The 17,316-nt window shown below is 63.8% G+C and carries 14 protein-coding genes; 8 read left to right on the top strand and 6 right to left on the bottom strand.

All coding sequences use genetic code 11. The features are described 5' to 3' along the window. Positions 1-131: 131 nt before the first annotated feature. On the top strand, positions 132-704 hold the full coding sequence (locus HXS65_RS08475; RefSeq protein ID WP_077379022.1) for a GNAT family N-acetyltransferase: 573 nt from the start codon (positions 132-134) through the stop codon (positions 702-704). A gap of 225 nt (positions 705-929) precedes the next feature. Continuing rightward, the gene (locus HXS65_RS08470; protein WP_164850377.1) at positions 930-1,097 is read left to right on the top strand and encodes a hypothetical protein; all 168 of its coding nucleotides are present in this window, start codon (positions 930-932) and stop codon (positions 1,095-1,097) included. 185 nt (positions 1,098-1,282) lie between these two features. Here HXS65_RS08470 and HXS65_RS08465 read toward each other — a convergent pair whose 3' ends face one another. Next, positions 1,283-2,641 (bottom strand): NarK family nitrate/nitrite MFS transporter, encoded by a 1,359-nt coding sequence (locus HXS65_RS08465; RefSeq protein WP_077379024.1) that lies wholly within the window; start codon positions 2,639-2,641, stop codon positions 1,283-1,285. 609 nt (positions 2,642-3,250) lie between these two features. Between HXS65_RS08465 and HXS65_RS08460 the strand changes: the two genes are divergently transcribed. From HXS65_RS08460 to HXS65_RS08450, 3 genes are all read left to right on the top strand, one after another. Continuing rightward, positions 3,251-3,826 (top strand): ANTAR domain-containing response regulator, encoded by a 576-nt coding sequence (locus HXS65_RS08460; RefSeq protein ID WP_077379026.1) that lies wholly within the window; start codon positions 3,251-3,253, stop codon positions 3,824-3,826. Positions 3,827-3,876: 50 nt separating this feature from the next. Next, the gene (locus HXS65_RS08455; protein ID WP_077379028.1) at positions 3,877-5,085 is read left to right on the top strand and encodes a CmpA/NrtA family ABC transporter substrate-binding protein; all 1,209 of its coding nucleotides are present in this window, start codon (positions 3,877-3,879) and stop codon (positions 5,083-5,085) included. Positions 5,086-5,300: 215 nt separating this feature from the next. Further along, on the top strand, positions 5,301-5,921 hold the full coding sequence (locus HXS65_RS08450; RefSeq protein ID WP_077379030.1) for a TetR/AcrR family transcriptional regulator: 621 nt from the start codon (positions 5,301-5,303) through the stop codon (positions 5,919-5,921). A gap of 183 nt (positions 5,922-6,104) precedes the next feature. On the opposite strand, the gene preA is transcribed toward HXS65_RS08450, so the two are convergent. The 4 genes from preA to HXS65_RS08430 form a co-directional block, all read right to left on the bottom strand. Beyond that, on the bottom strand, positions 6,105-7,469 hold the full coding sequence (gene preA, locus HXS65_RS08445) for an NAD-dependent dihydropyrimidine dehydrogenase subunit PreA (protein WP_176493663.1): 1,365 nt from the start codon (positions 7,467-7,469) through the stop codon (positions 6,105-6,107). Beyond that, positions 7,469-8,860, bottom strand: coding sequence for an NAD(P)-dependent oxidoreductase (locus HXS65_RS08440; protein ID WP_255304461.1), 1,392 nt, complete (start codon positions 8,858-8,860; stop codon positions 7,469-7,471). Before HXS65_RS08440 ends, preA begins: the two co-directional genes overlap by 1 nt. Positions 8,861-9,071: 211 nt before the next feature. Beyond that, complete coding sequence (gene hydA, locus HXS65_RS08435; protein ID WP_176493661.1) at positions 9,072-10,514, bottom strand: dihydropyrimidinase; 1,443 nt, start codon at positions 10,512-10,514, stop codon at positions 9,072-9,074. 84 nt (positions 10,515-10,598) lie between these two features. After that, the gene (locus tag HXS65_RS08430) at positions 10,599-11,435 is read right to left on the bottom strand and encodes a nitrilase-related carbon-nitrogen hydrolase (protein ID WP_375782210.1); all 837 of its coding nucleotides are present in this window, start codon (positions 11,433-11,435) and stop codon (positions 10,599-10,601) included. 834 nt (positions 11,436-12,269) lie between these two features. Between HXS65_RS08430 and HXS65_RS08425 the strand changes: the two genes are divergently transcribed. Beyond that, positions 12,270-13,796: an NCS1 family nucleobase:cation symporter-1 gene (locus tag HXS65_RS08425; protein WP_176493659.1), complete on the top strand. Its 1,527-nt coding sequence runs from the start codon at positions 12,270-12,272 to the stop codon at positions 13,794-13,796. A 125-nt stretch (positions 13,797-13,921) separates the two neighbouring features. On the opposite strand, the gene HXS65_RS08420 is transcribed toward HXS65_RS08425, so the two are convergent. Further along, on the bottom strand, positions 13,922-14,815 hold the full coding sequence (locus tag HXS65_RS08420; RefSeq protein ID WP_176493658.1) for a LysR family transcriptional regulator: 894 nt from the start codon (positions 14,813-14,815) through the stop codon (positions 13,922-13,924). A 239-nt stretch (positions 14,816-15,054) separates the two neighbouring features. On the opposite strand from HXS65_RS08420, the gene HXS65_RS08415 reads away from it, so the two are divergent. Together HXS65_RS08415 and fghA are read left to right on the top strand one after the other, a co-directional pair. Then, on the top strand, positions 15,055-16,164 hold the full coding sequence (locus tag HXS65_RS08415) for an S-(hydroxymethyl)glutathione dehydrogenase/class III alcohol dehydrogenase (protein ID WP_077379043.1): 1,110 nt from the start codon (positions 15,055-15,057) through the stop codon (positions 16,162-16,164). Between the two features lie 133 nt (positions 16,165-16,297). Next, a complete protein-coding gene (gene fghA / locus HXS65_RS08410) occupies positions 16,298-17,161 on the top strand; it encodes an S-formylglutathione hydrolase (protein WP_176493657.1) in 864 nt (287 codons plus the stop codon). The last annotated feature ends 155 nt before the right edge of the window (positions 17,162-17,316 follow it).

Genomic DNA, 17,316 nt, shown 5'->3' with positions numbered 1-17,316 from the left:
ATTCGATGCCCGCCACTTCGGCGGGCATCGTGCTTTTTGAGCAGTAGATTGACTCTCGCGGGCCATGACGGCGGTGGCTAAGCTTGGGGGTGACGGCCCTGATCGACAGGGCGCTGAACCGGTAACTCGTGATGACTGACAATCCCGCCGATAATCTTCGCATCCGTGAAGAACGTCTCATCGATCATGAGCGCATCTACCGCATCCATGAGTCCGTGTTTGCCGGCCACCGGGAGGCTCGCCTGGGCGACAGACTGCGTCGCAGTGATCTGGCGCAGATCTCGCTGGTGGCCGAGCGCTTCTCTGACCCGGAAAGCGGGCGTCACCTCAGTGAAGGCGAAGGAGGGCTGCTGGGACATGTGATGGCCTCGCGCGTGGAACTCTCCGGCTGTCCGGGACGCGTGCTGATGGCATTGGCGCCTCTGGCGGTGCTTCCCCAGCACCAGCGTCATGGCATCGGCAAGCGGCTGGTGATCTCGGCGGTCAAGCGTTGTCGTCTGCTGGGAGCGGGCGCCGTGGTGGCGGCGGGTCATGCCGAATTCTATGCCCATCTGGGCTTTCATCCGGCGCGCCATTACGGCCTTTATTGCCATCACGAGGATGTGCCGGGCGCCTTCGTGGCCATCGAGCTGGTGCCGGACTATCTGGCGGGGCTGGGAGGCGAGGTGCTCTTCGACCATGGTTTCTCTGACCTGGGCCTCTGACCTGGGCCCCTGGCTCGAGCGCAGATTCGCGCTCTGATCCGGGCTCCTCGAAGGGGTTTGCCCTGTGGTGTGCCTCGTCACTCGGTCATCCCCTTGCAACTCGGCGTTGCGCCACCCTTGAAACCGCGCGACACCCGCTCCATGTCCTGTGTATCCCCGCGCTGTTGTCTGTACTGGTGTGCAGGCCGGGGCGTTATCCCGACCGATGATTCAAGGAGAGACATCATGAAGCTCAAGACTCTGGGTAGTTCGCTGATGATTGCCATGCTGGGTCTCGGTGGCCTGTCACTCGCCGGTTGCGAGGACGAGGGCCCGATGGAGAAGGCTGGCGAGAAGATGGACAACGCCGTGGAAGACGCCGGTGACAGCGTCGAGAACGCTACCGACAGCTGATGGCTGGCCGTGACTCGCCCGCGAGCACGGCGAACCGCAAGATGTGAATGCACAAAGGCCCCGCCTCTCATGAGGCGGGGCCTTTGCATGTCAGGGCTTCGTGTATCAGGGCTTCGTGTATCAGGGCTCCGTGTATCAGGGCTGCATGTGTCAGAGGTTTGAGAAAGTCTCAGGAAGAGACAGGCTCAGACAGACACGGGCTGCTGGTCACTCTGCTGCTTGCGTTCCGCGACGGCGGCCTCATAGGCGCGGCCTTCCTCGGCCTCGGTGGCGGCGCTGAAGCGCACCAGCAGGGCGAACAGCGAGATCACGATCACGCCCATGCCCAGATACATCAGGCCTTCCTGGTAGGTCAGTTCTTCACTGCGGAACAGGAAGCCCGCGGCGACAGCCCCCGCGTTGCCGCCCGCGCCGACGATACCGGCCACCGCGCCCAGTGCCTTGCGATTGACGAAGGGCACGATCCCGAAGGTGGCGCCTTCCGCCATCTGCACGAACAGGCTGAACACCAGCATGATGCCGATGGCCACCGCGAGGGTTTCCATCTGGGCGAAGCCGACCAGCGCCACGCCTTCACACAGCAGCGCGATGAACAGCCAGCGCACGCGACCCTTGAGGCCGGATTGACGGGCGAACAGGTCGGAGAAGACGCCGCCCAGGGTGCGCGCGAACAGGTTCATCAGGCCGAACAGGCCCGCGATGAGGCCGGCGGTGGCGAGATCGAGATCGAAGTGATCGAAGAAGTAGATGGCGGCGACGTTGTTGATGGTCAGCTCGACCCCGAAGCAGGCGCCGTAGACGAGGAACAGGGCCCAGACACGGATGTCGCGTGCCGCCGCGCCGAAAGTGGCGCGCATGCTGTATTCCTTCTCGGCCTTGGGCAGCTCTCCACGCTCACGCAGCTCGCTGAAGTTGCCGTCCGGGGCATCCTGGGTGAAGAAGTAGTAGGCGATCCCGGTGAGGAACAGCACGATGCCCGGCACGACCATCGCCAGACGCCAGCCCAGGGTCTGCTCGACGCCCAGCATCAGAAGGCCGGCCATCACCAGCGGCATCAGCATCTGGGTGGTGCCGCCGCCCAGGTTGCCCCAGCCGGCGGTGGTGGCATTGGCGGTGCCGACCACGTTGGGGCCGAACATCACGGAGGTGTGGTACTGGGTGATGACGAAGGACGCGCCGATGGCACCGATGGCCAGACGGGCGAGGAAGAAGGATTCGAAGCTGTCGGCGAAGCCGATGCACATCACCGGCAGAGAGCCGAGGCACAGCAGCCAGGTGTAGGCCTTGCGTGGCCCGATGCGATCACACAGCACGCCGATGGCAAGTCGCACGATCACCGTGATGGCGACGGAGGCGATGATGGTGTTGCCGATCTGGGTCTTGGTCAGGCCGAGGTCATCGCGCACCACGGCCATCAAGGGCGCGATGCCGAACCAGCCGAAGAAGCAGACGTGGAAGGCGAACCACGACATGTGGAAGGCGCGCATCTGCGGGGTATTGAAGCTGAACAGCCGGATACGGCTGGCCTTGTTGCGAATATCCATGAGTGGGCTCCTGGTACAGCGTCGGTGCCGGGCGCCAGGGTCTCGGCGCACGACGGGTGGTCGAACAGCTGTGAACGACAGCGGGGCGCCTCGTCATTGAGGGGCCTGGTTCGACGCACTCGTACTCCCGGGAGCCTGGTCCACGTCATGGATGATGCATGGCACGCTTGTCTGCCATTGCCTGACTCAAAGCAAGTAGCGCGCCACTTGCGGGGGTGTTGTGCGTCCAACCCCCGTCATATCAAGGGCTTGGAATCATCATGTCGGGCAAGACAGCAGTGGGGAGTAAGCAGGGCGATGCCCAGTGGCGGTGCGCGGCGAGGTGAGGATGATCCAGTCTGGCGCACGTGGCGGGCGAGAGATCGCCAGATCACGCCATGCATCATTGCTGTGCAGCCGGGCGCGCCCTTGCGCACTGCGGAAGGCCTTTCTGGCCAGCGCTGCACCAGTTTGTGGCATGAATCCTGCAGTGTCAGAGGCGTGACGCCATCCTGACTCCCGCTTGCGAAGACGCCGTCGTCCTTGATCTCGGACGTCGGTGCCTGATCGCTCGAGGCGTCGCCTGACACCCCGGCACCACCGCCTGACACACTGCCAAGGAAGCCTGATATGCCCGTGACCGTGTTGATCGTCGATGTGCGCAGCGAGCGTTCCGCCGCTCTGGAGCAGGCGCTGTTGAGCGCCGGCTTCGAGGTGGCGCTGCGGGTCGATGAACACGAGGACCTGCATGCGCTGGTGCAGCACCATCAGCCGGATGCCGTGATCATCGACGCCGACCTGCCCAGCCGTGACACCCTCGAGCACCTCGGCCAGCTGGGGCGTCACTATCCCAAGCCGATGATCATGCTGGCCAGTGAGGACGCGCCGGACCTGGTGCGCCAGGCGGCTGGCGCCGGCGTGTCCGCCTACGTGGTGGATCACGTCATGCCGGCGATGGTGCGCAGCATGGTCGAGGTGGCCATCACCAGCTTCGAGGCTCACCGTGCCCTCAAGGGCGAACTCAATCGCACCCAGACCACTCTGATACAGCGGCGCAGCGTGGATCGCGCCAAGGCGCTGGTGATGGAGAGTCGCGGACTGGGGGAGGATGCGGCCTACCAATATCTGCGCAAGACCGCGATGAATCGGCGTCTGGCATTGCACGAGCTGGCCGATGAGCTGCTCAAGGCGTCGCGTCGGCACTGAGCCGAGTCTCGTGATGTCCTTCTCTTTCGATCGTTCAAAAGGTGGATGTGATGCTCAGTGATTCTCTTCTCAATGGCCATCAGTTGACGCTGGGGTTGATGCCGCTCAATGACGCGGCACCTCTGGTGGTGGCGGAGCGTCAGGGGTTCTTCCGTGAGGAGGGACTGGCCGTGACGCTCAAGTGGCAGCCGTCGTGGGCGGCACTGCGCGATGACCTGCAGACCGGCGTGTTGCAGGGCGCGCAGATGCTGGCGCTGATGCCGCTGACCTCGACCCTGGGGCTGGATGGCCGCGCCACACCGGTGATCAGCGCGATGACGCTCAATCTGGGCGGCAACTCCATCACCCTGTCGCGGGCCCTGATGGCGGCGCTGGCCGAGGAGGGGCATGACCTGGGCTCTCCGCTGGCGGTGTCTCGGGCGCTGGCGGCGCACGTGCAGAAGCGCCGCGAGCGTGGGGAGGCGGCGCTCAAGCTTGCCAGCGTGCATCCCTTCTCCTCTCACCGCTATCTGTTGCGTTACTGGCTGGCGGCCGGCGGGATCGACCCGAATCGCGACATCGAGATGCGTGCGGTGGCCCCGCCGTTGATGGCCGCCCAGCTGGCAAGTGGCGCGCTGGACGGCTTCTGTGTCGGAGAGCCCTGGAACAGTCTGGCCGCCGTGCAGGGCATGGGCCAGGTGGTGGCGGGCAGTCACGATATCTGGCGCTTCGGGCAGGAAAAGGTGCTGGGCGTGCGCGAGGACTGGGCGGAGCAGCACCCGCTGGCGCATCAGGCGCTGATTCGCGCGCTGCTCAAGGCCTGTGCCTGGCTGGACCGCCCGGGCAACCGTGAGCAGGCCGCGCAGTGGCTGCATGATGAAGGCATGCAGGAAGTGCCGCTTTCGGTGGTGGCGCGTGGACTGCGCGACGTGGATGTCGAGCAGTCGGTGGAGGCGTTCCAGCGGGAAAATCCCGGCTGGACCATCTTCCATCGCTACGCGGCCAACTTCCCGTGGCGCTCGCAGACCCGCTGGTATGCCGCCCAGATGCAGCGCTGGGGGCATCTCGAGGGAGTCAGCGACAATGACCTCGAAGCGACCCTGGCACGCTGCGTACGCCCGGACCTCTACCGCAGCGCAGCCCGCAAGCTGGGCATGGTGGTGCCGGTGGCGGATGAGCGCAGCGAAGGCACGCATCCGGCGCCCTGGTGGCTGAGCGGCGAGGCAGGGCAGGTGCCGATGCCGGCGGATGGCTTCATCGATGGGGCGGTCTTCGAATGACACCGCTGGCGCGCGCTGAAGCGTGAGGCGACAAGCCGAGGGGTGAGCAGTGGGAAGCGAGTCAAGAGGCGAGAGGTGAGGGGTGAGGGGTGAGGGGTGAGGGGTGAGGGGGTAGAGAAGAGACGCCCGCGAGCGCGAAACCTGTCGGCTCAGGCATGTTGGCAGTGCGGTTATGATATTCTCATCCCACTGCCAGCACCGCGTCAGGGGATCGCATGACCACTCGCAAGTCTCAGATTCGCAAGGATAATGTCGGCCGCATCCTGCTCGCCGCCGAAAAGATCTTCGCTCTCAAGGGCTATGTCGGCGCCAGCATGGTCGATATTGCCGCCGAGGTAGAGCTGCCCAAATCCAATCTGCATTACTACTTCAGCACCAAGGAAGCGCTGTATCGCGCGGTCCTCGATGGTCTGCTGGCGCTGTGGAAGGAAGATGCGCTGTGCTTCGAGGCCTATGACGACCCGCAGCTGGTGCTCTCCACCTACATTCGCGCCAAGATGATGCACTCGCGCCAGCGTCCGTATGGCTCCAAGGTATGGGCCAGCGAGATCATGCAGGGCGCGCCGGTGCTGGGCGAGGAGCTGACGGTGTGGCTCGACGAGTGGGCCGAGATGAAGAAGTCACGCCTGCGCCAGTGGATCAGTGAGGGGCGCATTGACAACGTCGATGCTTCCGCCTACCTGTACATGATCTGGGCCAGCACCCAGCACTACGCCGACTTCGACCACCAGATCGCGGTACTCAATCAGGGCAAGGCGCTGAGTGATCGCGAATTCGAGCAGGCGGTGCAGAACGTCACGCGGGTGCTGCTGAAGGGCGTTGGCTTGTCCGCCTGAGTCATCAGGTGATGTCATTATTATATTACCCTAAGGCTAACAATGATCATCATTGATGGATCATGAGACCATTGAAAAGGGGCTGCCATTGCTGGCAGCCCCTTTCTGTTTTCACGCCACTGAACGTGGCGTCATGCGCTGGTATCTGTGCGGATCATCCAGATCTTGTCCGCAACGTCAGGGTCACGCCGCGCGATGCGGGTTGCGCGGGTCCTCCATCCAGTTCATGTACGGCTTGCCGGTGTCCTGCACTTCCATGGTGATGCAGTCCTCGACCGGGCAGGTGATCTCGCACAGGTTGCAGCCCACGCAGTCGGCGTCCTTCACCTCATAGCGGGCGGTGCCGTTGTCCCTGGCCAGATGCAGGATGGCCTGGTGCGAGGTGTCCTCGCAGGCGATGTAGCAGCGTCCGCAGCCGATGCACTTGTCCTGGTCGATCCGCGCGATCACCTGGTAGTTCATGTCCAGCTGCTTCCAGTCGGTGGTGTTGGGCACCGCCGCGCGGGAGAACTCCTCGATCCGCTGATAGCCCTTGCTGTCCATCCAACGCCCCAGGCCGTCCTTCATCTCCTCGACGATACGGAAGCCGTGCAGCATCGCCGCGGTGCACACCTGCACGCTGCCCGCGCCGAGGGCGATGAATTCGGCGGCATCTTCCCAGTTGGAGATGCCGCCGATACCCGAGATCGGCAGGTTGGCGGTTTCCGGTGTGCGCGCGATCTCGGCCACCATGTTCAGCGCGATGGGCTTCACGGCGCTGCCGCAGTAGCCGCCATGGGTGCTGCGGTCGCCGACGATGGGATGCGCGACCATGCGGTCGAGGTCCAGATGGGTGATGGAGTTGATGGTGTTGATCAGCGAGACGGCATCTGCGCCGCCACGCCAGGCCGCCTTGGCCGGTTCGCGCACGTCGGTGATGTTGGGGGTCAGCTTGACGATCACCGGCAGCGAGCTGTAGGTCTTGCACCAGCGCGTGACCTGCTCGACATACTCCGGCACCTGGCCCACCGCCGCGCCCATGCCGCGTTCCGGCATGCCGTGGGGACAGCCGAAGTTGAGCTCGATGCCGTCACAGCCGGTAGCCTCGACCTGCGGCAGGATGGTCTTCCAGGCCTCTTCCTCGCACGGCACCATCAGCGAGACGATCAGCGCGCGGTCCGGCCAGTCCTTCTTGACCTGGGTGATCTCGCGCAGGTTGATCTCCAGCGAGCGGTCGGTGATCAGCTCGATGTTGTTGAAGCCGCTGACCTCGCCATTCGGGCCATAGTGCGCCGAATAGCGCGAGGAGACGTTCACTGCCGCCGGGTCTTCCCCCAGCGTCTTCCAGACCACGCCTCCCCAGCCGGCTTCGAAGGCGCGTACCACGTTGTAGGCCTTGTCGGTGGGCGGGGCGCTGGCCAGCCAGAAGGGGTTGGGGGCACGGATGCCGGCGAAGTTGACCGACAGATCGGCCTTGTAGCTGGCGACGTGATCGCCACTTGCTCCAGCACTTGAGCCAGCGCCTGCCGGACGCGCGTTGTCATCATTGAGCGGGGTATGAATGGTCATCAGGCGGCCTCCACCTTGAGCATCAGATCGTGATGGATGGCCTCGGCGGCCAGCTTGCCGTGGGCGACGGCTTGAACGGTGAGATCCTGTCCGCGAGCGATGCAGTCACCGCCGGCATAGACGCCCGGCAGACTGGTGCGCAGCATCTCGTCCACCTCTATCTTCGCCCCCTCGCGGGCCAGCCCCGCGGCATGCGCATCGCTCAGGCTCGCGTCATCGAAGCCCTGGCCGATGGCGGTGAAGATCCCATCGCAGGCCAGGGTGAAGGTCTCGCCGGTATCGACGAGTCGGCCATCCTCGACCCGTGTGCGCGCGAACTGCATCGCATTGAGCGCGGCGTCACCACCATCCTCACTGTCGCTTGCCACATCGATGGCCAGCGGACGCGCCCAGGTGTGGATCATCACGCCATTGGCCCGCGCGATTTCCTGCTCGTGATGGGTGGCGGACATCTGCTCCTCGCCACGCCGATAGACCAGATCCACCGTCTGCGCGCCGAGGCGCCTGGCCTGCACGGCGATGTCGATGGCGGTGTTGCCGGCGCCGATCACCACCGCGTGCCTCGGCACTGCCAGCGCGTTCAGTTCGCCGCTCTGACGCAGCACCTTGATGAAGTCGGTGGCCGCCATCAGGCCGCTGGCATCCTCGCCGGTCAGGCCGAGGGCATGGCTGGTGCCAAGGCCCAGGCCCAGGAAGACGCTGTCGAACTCGCGTGTCAGGGAGGCCAGCGCCAGGTTGTCGCCGAGGCGCTGGCCATGGCGGATCTCGATGCCGCCGATCTCGAGCAGGAATTCGACTTCGCGGGCGGCGAAGTCATCGGTCAGCTTGTAGCGGGCGATGCCGTATTCATTCAGGCCACCGGCCTTTTCCTCGGCCTCGTAGATCACCACGTCGTGGCCGAAACGCGCCAGGCGATGGGCGCAGGAAAGCCCGGCAGGCCCGGCACCGACCACGGCGATGCGCCGGCCGGTGCTGGCTGCCCGCGTGAACGGGTGGGCCTCGAACTGGGCGTTGTCCAGTGCATGGCGCTGCAGCAGACCGATCAGCACCGGCTGGCACTCATCGCCCTGATTGCGCACGCAGGACTGCTCGCAGAGGATCTCGGTGGGGCAGACGCGGGCGCAGCTGCCGCCGAGGATATTGGCATCGAGAATCTCGCTGGCGGCGCCGTCGAGATTGTCATCGTGGATACGGCGGATGAAGGTCGGGATGTCGATGCTGGTCGGGCAGGCCTTGATGCAGGGCGCGTCATAGCAATACAGGCAACGCGAACTCTCGATGAAGGCCTGACGCTTGCTGAGCGCCGGATGCAGATCAGTGAAGCGCGCACTCAGCGCCTCTTCCGCGAGCCCGGACGGGGCCCAGTGGGAAGGAGTGGAGGATGTCGTCACGGTGTGGCTCCTGCCCGCGCTCAGGCGCGGGGTCATTGTTGTTGGTCTTGCAGGCGAGTCAGATCGTCTTGCGCTAGCAGCGTCTTGTTTGGCAACGCCTTGATTGGCAGCGCTTCGGGACCGGCAGCGCGTCAGGTGCGCTGCCAGGCCGTCGTTCAGTCGTGTCGTTCAGTCGTGCCGGTATTGTCTTGTTCCAGTCGTTCGTCGGCCCTCAGCTGCGATCCACGGCGGTGACGACATTGCTCTCGGCGCGGGCCTTGAGCTGGTCGAACACGCTGGGGTAGGGCGGGCGTTCGACGTATTGGCCGTGGCCACGCCTGGCGTGCAGTTCGCCATCGCGCCATGCCCAGTCGCCGCGGCTGATGGTGTGACGCGGAATGCCCTTGACGGTGCGGCCCTCGAAGATGTTGAAGTCGATGTTCTGGTGGTGGGTCTTGGCCGAGATGGTGCGCTCGGCGTTGGGGTCCCAGACCACGATGTCGGCGTCGCTGCCGACACGAATCGCGCCCTTGCGCGGATACAGATTGAAGATCTTGGCGGCGTTGGTGGAGGTCAGGCCGACGAAGTCCTCGGCGGAGAAGCGCCCGGTGTTGACGCCCTCGTGCCACAGCATCGCCATGCGATCCTCGACCCCGGCGGTGCCGTTGGGAATCTTCGAGAAGTCGTCCTTGCCCATCTCCTTCTGCTCGGCGCAGAAGCAGCAGTGATCGGTGGCGGTGGTCTGCAGGTCACCGGACTGGATGCCGCCCCACAGTGCCTGACGATGCTCCAGCGAGCGGAACGGCGGGCTCATCACGTGGCCTGCCGCGAATTCCCAGCTCTTGTTCTGATAGACCGCTTCATCGATCAGCAGATGGCCTGCCAGCACCTCGCCGTAGACCGGCTGGCCGTGCTCGCGGGCGTAGCGGATTTCCTCCAGCGCATCGGCGGTGGAGACGTGCACCAGATACACCGGCGTGCCCAGAGTGCCGGCGATGCGGATGGCGCGGCTGGCGGCCTCGCCCTCGACCTGCGGCGGACGCGACAGCGGATGTGCCTCGGGCCCGGTGATGCCCTCGGCCAGCAGCTTCTGCTGCAGGTGGTAGACCAGCTCGCCGTTCTCGGCATGCACGGTGGGAATCGCGCCCAGCTCCAGACAGCGCGCGAAGCTCGAGACGAGGGTGTCGTCCGGTGCCATGATGGCGTTCTTGTAGGCCATGAAGTGCTTGAAGCTGTTGACCCCGTAATCGGAGACCAGCGTCTGCATGTCCTGGCTGACGCTCTCGTCCCACCAGGTGACGGCGACGTGGAAGCTGTAGTCGCAGCACGACTTCTCGGCCCACTCGCGCCAGGTGTGATAGGCCTCCATCAGCGGTTGCTGGGGGGAGGGAATCACGAAATCGATGATCATGGTGGTACCGCCGGCCAGCGCCGCGGCGGTGCCGCTCTGGAAATCCTCGCTGGCCACGGTGCCCATGAAGGGCAGCTGCATGTGGGTGTGCGGGTCGATGCCGCCGGGCATCACCAGACAGCCGCTGGCGTCGATCACCTCGCAGTCGTCCGGTACCTCGAGGTCGGTGCCGATGGCGGTGATGGTCTCGTCGTCACACAGCACATCGGCGGTGTAACGCTCTTCGTGGGTCTGGATGCTGCCGCCCTTGATCAGGATTGCCATGAATCTCTCCCGGCCGCATCGCGCGGCCTTGTCCGGCATTGAGTGTCAGGTCGTCTTGTTGTTGTCGTGCGGGTCGTCAGTCCGTCACTCGCCGTCGGTGAGGCGGGTATAGGCGTCCGGGCGACGGTCGCGGAAGAACTGCCAGTTGTTGCGCACCTCGCGCACCATCGACATGTCGAGGTCGTGGATCAGCAGCTCATCCTCGGTGGCGCTGGCCTGGGCTTCGATCTGGCCGCGTGGATTCACGAAGTAGGAGGAGCCGTAGAACTCGCCGATATCCCAGGGCTGTTCATGGCCGACACGGTTGATGGCGGCGATGTAGCAGCCATTGGCGGCGGCGGAGGCGGGCTGTTCCAGCTCCCACAGATACTGGGAGAGGCCCGCGACGGTGGCGGAGGGATTGAAGATGATCTCGGCGCCGTTGAGCGCCAGTGCGCGCCAGCCTTCCGGGAAGTGGCGGTCGTAGCAGATGTAGACGCCGATGCGCCCGTAGGCGGTGTCGAAGACCGGCCAGTCGGACTTGCCGGGCTTGAAGAAGAATTTCTCCCAGAAGCCCGCCACCTGCGGGATGTGGGTCTTGTGATACTTGCCCAGATAGCTGCCGTCGGCATCGATGACGGCGGCAGTGTTGTAGTACACCCCCGGCTGCACTTCCTCGTAGAGGGGCACGATGATCACCATCTGATGCTTCTTCGCGTACTGCTGCATCAGGGTGACGGTGGGGCCGTCGGGCACGCGCTCGGCGGCGGCATACCACTTGGCATCCTGGCTCGGGCAGAAATAGGGCTGATTGAAGACTTCCTGGAAGCACAGGATCTTGACGCCTGCCTCACCGGCCTGGTCGATCAGCGGCAGGTGGGCCTCGTTCATGGCATCGCGGATCTGTGCGGGCTCGAGGTCGGAGGAGACGTTGAGTCCCATCTGGATGACGGCGCAGCGCAGCTTGCCGGCATCCTCGGTATAGGAGATGCGGGAGTCGTTCGACATGTCATCCTCATCGGGCGCTTGGCGCCGGTTGTTGTTGTCTTCAATGAGTGCTGGTGGGCAGAGCGGGTGAGCCGGGATGGCGCGAAATGGGTCCTGGAAAATCACTCCGCCTGTCCGGAAAGTCTGCATGCCCGCGGCAGGTATCGTGGGTCAGGGAAGGTCCGATGCATATCCTGTCTCACCAGTCAGCTTAATGAACATTAGACAGTGTTCCCGCGTTCGGCAAGACGAAGTGTCAAATAAAGTCTCGTGAATTTATCTTGTTGTTATAAAAGGATTTTCGGTCAAGATTTCGCATGAATTCACCATTGTGGTGCCAGGAGAATCAGCGTGGTTCACGCGATTTTCAAAGGAAAACTCAATGCACATCAGTGGCTTGTGATCGTCTGTATGGGCCCTGTGCAAGACCGCCTTGCACCAGCTTGGAACCTGACCATACTGACAATTGGCGCGAACACGGCGTGTCGCCACCTGACGGGCATCAGACGGTCAAACCCGCGCCATTGCCTCTCAAGTTGTCTTGCGGGACAGGTTTGATTTGACGGCAATAATGCCGCCATCGGCATGCGATTTGCCCATGAAAGGTACCGCTTCATGATGATGGGTAATTCAAGCATCCCTTGGCTGAAACAGGGTGGAAAAGTGAATCAGGAGGGTGAAGGAAGGGACGGATCTTCAAAGACGGCAAGACGCGCCACAGAGCGCAAAGGCAGGACAAGCGACGTGCATCACCCTCAACAATAACAACAGCTGAACAGGTGAGGACTCATGGCCCCGACACAGACTCGCTCGCACATGGTGCGCAGCAATGAGGAAATGATCGAGCTGGTGGTGGCGCAGGACGTCGCCCGCAGCCCGCGCTACAACGAGGATATCGCGCCGACCAGGAGTGCCGAGCGCACCTGGTCGCGCTGGAACATCGCCGCACTGTGGGTCGGCATGTCGATCTGCGTGCCGACCTATACCCTGGGCGGCGTGCTCACTGCCTACTTCGGATTGAGTGTCGGCGAGGCGCTGATCACGATTCTGGTCGCCAATCTGGTGGTACTGATTCCACTGACGCTGAACGCCTTCCCCGGCACGCGTTTCGGGATTCCCTTTCCGGTGGTGCTGCGTTCATCGTTCGGGATCATCGGCTCCAACGTGCCGTGCATGATTCGGGCGGTGGTCGCCTGTGGCTGGTTCGGTATCCAGACGATGTTCGGCGGCCTGGCGATTCACCTGCTGCTCTCGAGCCTCTCGGCCGACTGGAAGGCGCTGGGCGGGGTGGGCGAGGTCATCGGCTTCTTCCTGTTCTGGGCGCTCAACCTGTTCGTGGTGATTCGCGGCGCGGAATCCATCAAGTGGCTGGAGACGCTCTCCGCGCCCTTGCTGCTGGCGGTGGGGGTCGGCCTGATGGTGTGGGCGCTGCCGCATACCTCGATCAGCGAACTGCTGGCCCAGCCACCGAATCGTCCCGAAGGCGATGGTGTGGCCAGCTACTTCATGGCGGGCCTGACCGCGATGGTCGGCTTCTGGGCGACGCTGTCGCTGAACATCCCGGACTTCAGCCGTTACGCGAAGAGCCAGAAGGACCAGATCGTCGGTCAGATCATCGGCCTGCCGCTGACGATGTTCTTCTTCGCGGCGCTCGGCGTGGTGCTGACGGCCGCTTCCAGCTCGCTGGTGGGGGAGACCATCTCCGACCCGGTCAACCTGATCGGTCGCATCGACAGCCCCGGCTGGGTCGCCATCGCCATGGTGCTGATCATCATCGCGACACTCTCCACCAATACCGCGGCCAACATCGTCTCGCCGACCAATGATTTCCAGAACATCGCGCCGAAATTCATCAACCAGACGCGCGGCGTACTGCTCACCGGGCTGGTCGGCGTGCTGTTGATGGGCTTCGAGCTGATCAAGAAGATGGGCTGGATCGTCTCGGACGTCAGTCTCGAGAGCCTCTATTCCAACTGGCTGCTGGGCTATTCGAGTCTGCTGGGGCCGATCGCGGGAATCATGATCGTCGACTACTTCGTGATCCGTCGTCAGTCCTTTGATCTGCCGGCGCTCTATCTGGATGGCAGCACCTACCCGGCCTTCAATCCAGCGGGCTTCATCGCCTTCTTCGTGCCGGTGGGGCTGACGGTGATCAGCTTCTCGCAGCCCGGGCTTTCCTGGTTCTACGACTACGGCTGGTTCACCGGCTCGCTGCTGGGGGCGCTGGTCTACTTCGTGGCCAGCAAGCTGCTGGTCAAGGCACCGCAGGTGCACCTGCCGGAGGCGATACCGGGTGGCGGCGCACAGCGTGCCTGACGCCGCTGGCGGATAGCTCGCAACGCAACGTCACGTGCAACGACAGACGGGCTGCCCATCGGCAGCCCGTCTGTCGTCGTGGCAAGGGGAAGTGACGGCCGGTTGAGGCATTCGCGCCCTGGCCGTCAGCCCACCAGGCCGGGGATGCCGCCCTCGAAGCGCTCGACCATGAAGTCGACGAACTGGCGCACCTTGGGCGAGAGATGGCGGTGGCGGGGATAGACGATCCACACCCCGGTATCGCGCACCTGATACTCATCCAGCACCGAGATCAGCTTGCCACTGGCCAGGTGAGGCGCGACGTAATAGTCGGGAATCTGGGCAAGCCCGAGGCCCTTGAGCGTGGCGTCCAGCAGTGCCGGCCCGGAATTGGCCTGCCAGCTGCCGGAGATGCGCACCTCGCGTCGCTGGCCCTCGACCTCGAACAGCCATTCACGCTTGGAGCCCGCCAGGCAGCGGTGGCTGGAGAGCTCCGCCAACGTGTGCGGGCGCGGCGCACGCTGAAAGTAGTCGTGCGAGGCGACGACATACTCCTGGCGGTCCACCAGTCGCCGCGCGATCAGCGAGGAGTCCTTGAGCACGCCCATGCGAATGGCGACATCGAAGCCCTCGTCGATCAATTCCACCGGACGATTGGTGAAGTGCATCTGCACTTCCAGTTGCGGGTGCAGCAGCTGGAAGTCGTTGACCAGTGGCGCGACGTAGCGCTCACCGAAGGTGGTAGCGCTGGTCAGCTTGAGCACGCCGCTGGGACGGGCGTGGAAGTCGCCGATGGCCTGTTCGGCGGCGCGGAAGCCATCGAAGAGGTGATGGCAGTGCTCGTAATACACCTGTCCGGCATCGGTGAGACGCGTCTGACGGGTCGTGCGATAGAGCAACTGGGTATCAAGCTGGGCTTCCAACTGGCTGATCAGGCGACTGACATGTGAGCTGGAGACCCCGAGATGACGGGCGGCACCGGAAAACGAGCCGATTCTGACGACTTCCACAAAGGCTTCGATGCGGTCCCAACGCTGCATGCCCGCTCCTCATCATTGTTGTTGAGTGACAATAATCATCTGAGTGCTGACGGCTTAATCCCGCCAAGGTCACTGCGTAGACTGTGTTGCATACTGATGGCACCGCACGCGTTGCGGCAATGCATTGCTCCTTGCCTGTCCCCCCGCGTGAGCCCCTTGTGAGCAAGGGGTCACCGGCAGGCTCGCCGGGAGAATGCCACGGATCAGTCTACCGCCATTGTTGCTCCGAGGAGATATTAATGAAATCACGTGCTGCGATTGCGCTGGAAGCCGGCAAGCCGCTGGAGCTGGTCGAGATCGATGTCGAAGGACCGAAGGCCGGTGAGGTGCTGGTACGCATCGTCAATACCGCCGTCTGCCACACCGATGCCTACACCCTGTCCGGCGCAGACCCCGAAGGCCTGTTCCCGTCCGTACTGGGCCATGAAGGCGCGGGTATCGTCGAGGAAGTGGGCGAGGGCGTCACCGGTCTGGTGCCGGGCGACCACGTCATCCCGCTCTATACCGCCGAATGCGGCAAGTGCAAGTTCTGCCTCTCCGGCAAGACCAACCTGTGCAGCGCCGTGCGCGCCACCCAGGGCCGTGGCCTGATGCCGGATGGCACCTCGCGCTTCTCGCTGGACGGCAAGATGCTGCACCACTACATGGGCACGTCTACCTTCTCCGAGTACACCGTGGTGCCGGAAGTTTCGCTGGCCAAGGTGTCCAAGGAAGCGCCGCTGGACAAGATCTGCCTGCTGGGCTGTGGCGTCACCACCGGTATCGGTGCGGTGATGAATACCGCCAAGGTCGAGCCGGGTGCCACCGTGGCCATCTTCGGTCTCGGCGCCATCGGTCTGGCCGCCATCCAGGGCGCGGTGATGGCCAAGGCGTCGCGCATCATCGCCATCGACATCAATGAGGACAAGTTCGATCTGGCCCGCAAGTTCGGCGCCACCGACTTCGTCAACCCGAGCAAGCTGTCCGTGCCGGTCCAGGAAGCCATCGTCGACATGACCGACGGCGGCGTCGATTACTCCTTCGAGTGCATCGGCAACGTCAAGGTCATGCGTGCCGCGCTCGAGTGCGCGCACAAGGGCTGGGGCGAATCCATCATCATCGGCGTCGCCGGTGCCGGTGAAGAGATCGCCACCCGCCCCTTCCAGCTGGTGACCGGGCGTGTCTGGAAAGGCTCCGCCTTCGGTGGCGTCAAGGGCCGTACCGAGCTTCCGGGCTACGTCGAGCGCTACATGGATGGCGCGATCAACCTCGACGACTTCGTCACCCACCAGATGCCGTTCGAGAAGATCAACGAGGCCTTCGACCTGCTGCATGAAGGCAAGTCGATCCGTACCGTGCTGAGCTTCTGATCCGCGAGCGATCTTTGGCTGAAACGCCTCCGGGCCGGGCAGGCAAGCGTGATGCCTGGGCGGGCTCGGAGCGTGAAACGGCGTCGGCTTGCCGACGCCGTCTTCATGAGGCGATATCACAAGGGAGAGCATGATGACCGCGACCGAACAACTCGAGCTGGTCAGCGCCAACAAGGTGCATGGTGGCTGGCTCAAGCGTTACCGTCATCGCAGCGGCAGTCTGGATTGCGACATGGTGTTCGCCATCTACCTGCCGCCGCAGGCCGAACAGGGCCCGGTGCCGATGCTGTGGTGGCTGTCGGGGCTGACCTGCACTGACGAGAACTTCATGCAGAAGGCCGGCGCGCAGCGCAAGGCAGCCGAGCTGGGCATCGCCCTGATCTGCCCGGACACCAGCCCGCGTGGCGTGGACCTGCCCGGCGAAGACGAGAGCTATGACTTCGGCAGCGGTGCCGGCTTCTACGTCAATGCCACCCGCGAGCCGTGGGCGCGCCATTACCGCATGTACGACTACGTCACCGAGGAGCTGCCGGCGCTCGTCAAGCGTCACTTCCCGGTGGATGGCGAACGCGAGTCCATCTCCGGCCACTCCATGGGCGGCCACGGCGCGCTGATCTGCGCGCTGAAGAATCCGGGCCGCTATCGCTCGGTCTCCGCCTTCGCGCCGATCGCCAATCCGATGGCCTGCCCGTGGGGCGAGAAGGCCTTCAGCGGCTATCTCGGCGATGACCGCACCCAGTGGGCGCAGTGGGATGCCTGCGAGCTGGTCAAGCAGGCGGGCAACAGCGGTGCCGCGCGTCAGGAGCTGTTCGTCGAGCAGGGCGAGAATGACCAGTTCCTGGAAGAGCAGCTCAAGCCGGAGCGTCTGGAGACGGTCTGCGCCGAGCAGGACCACCCGCTGATCCTGCGTCGCCAGCCCGGCTATGATCACAGCTACTTCTTCATGGCCAGCTTCATCGATGAGCATCTGACCTACCATGCGAAACACCTCCTTTGAGGTGTGAGGATGGTAGCCAATGAAGATAAAAAGGCATGCGAAACACCTTCTTTCTTGAGGTGAGCCTGAAGCCTCGAGCTGTGATGTGACATTGCCAGCCACAGGGGATCGCTCTCCGAGCAGAGAACCTGCGTGAAAGACAGAAACGACAGCCC

Source organism: Cobetia sp. 5-25-4-2 (assembly GCF_013374075.1).
Lineage (GTDB): Bacteria > Pseudomonadota > Gammaproteobacteria > Pseudomonadales > Halomonadaceae > Cobetia > Cobetia marina.
Note: the sequence above shows the minus strand (reverse complement) of the source record. Positions and strands in the feature narration are given on the sequence as shown.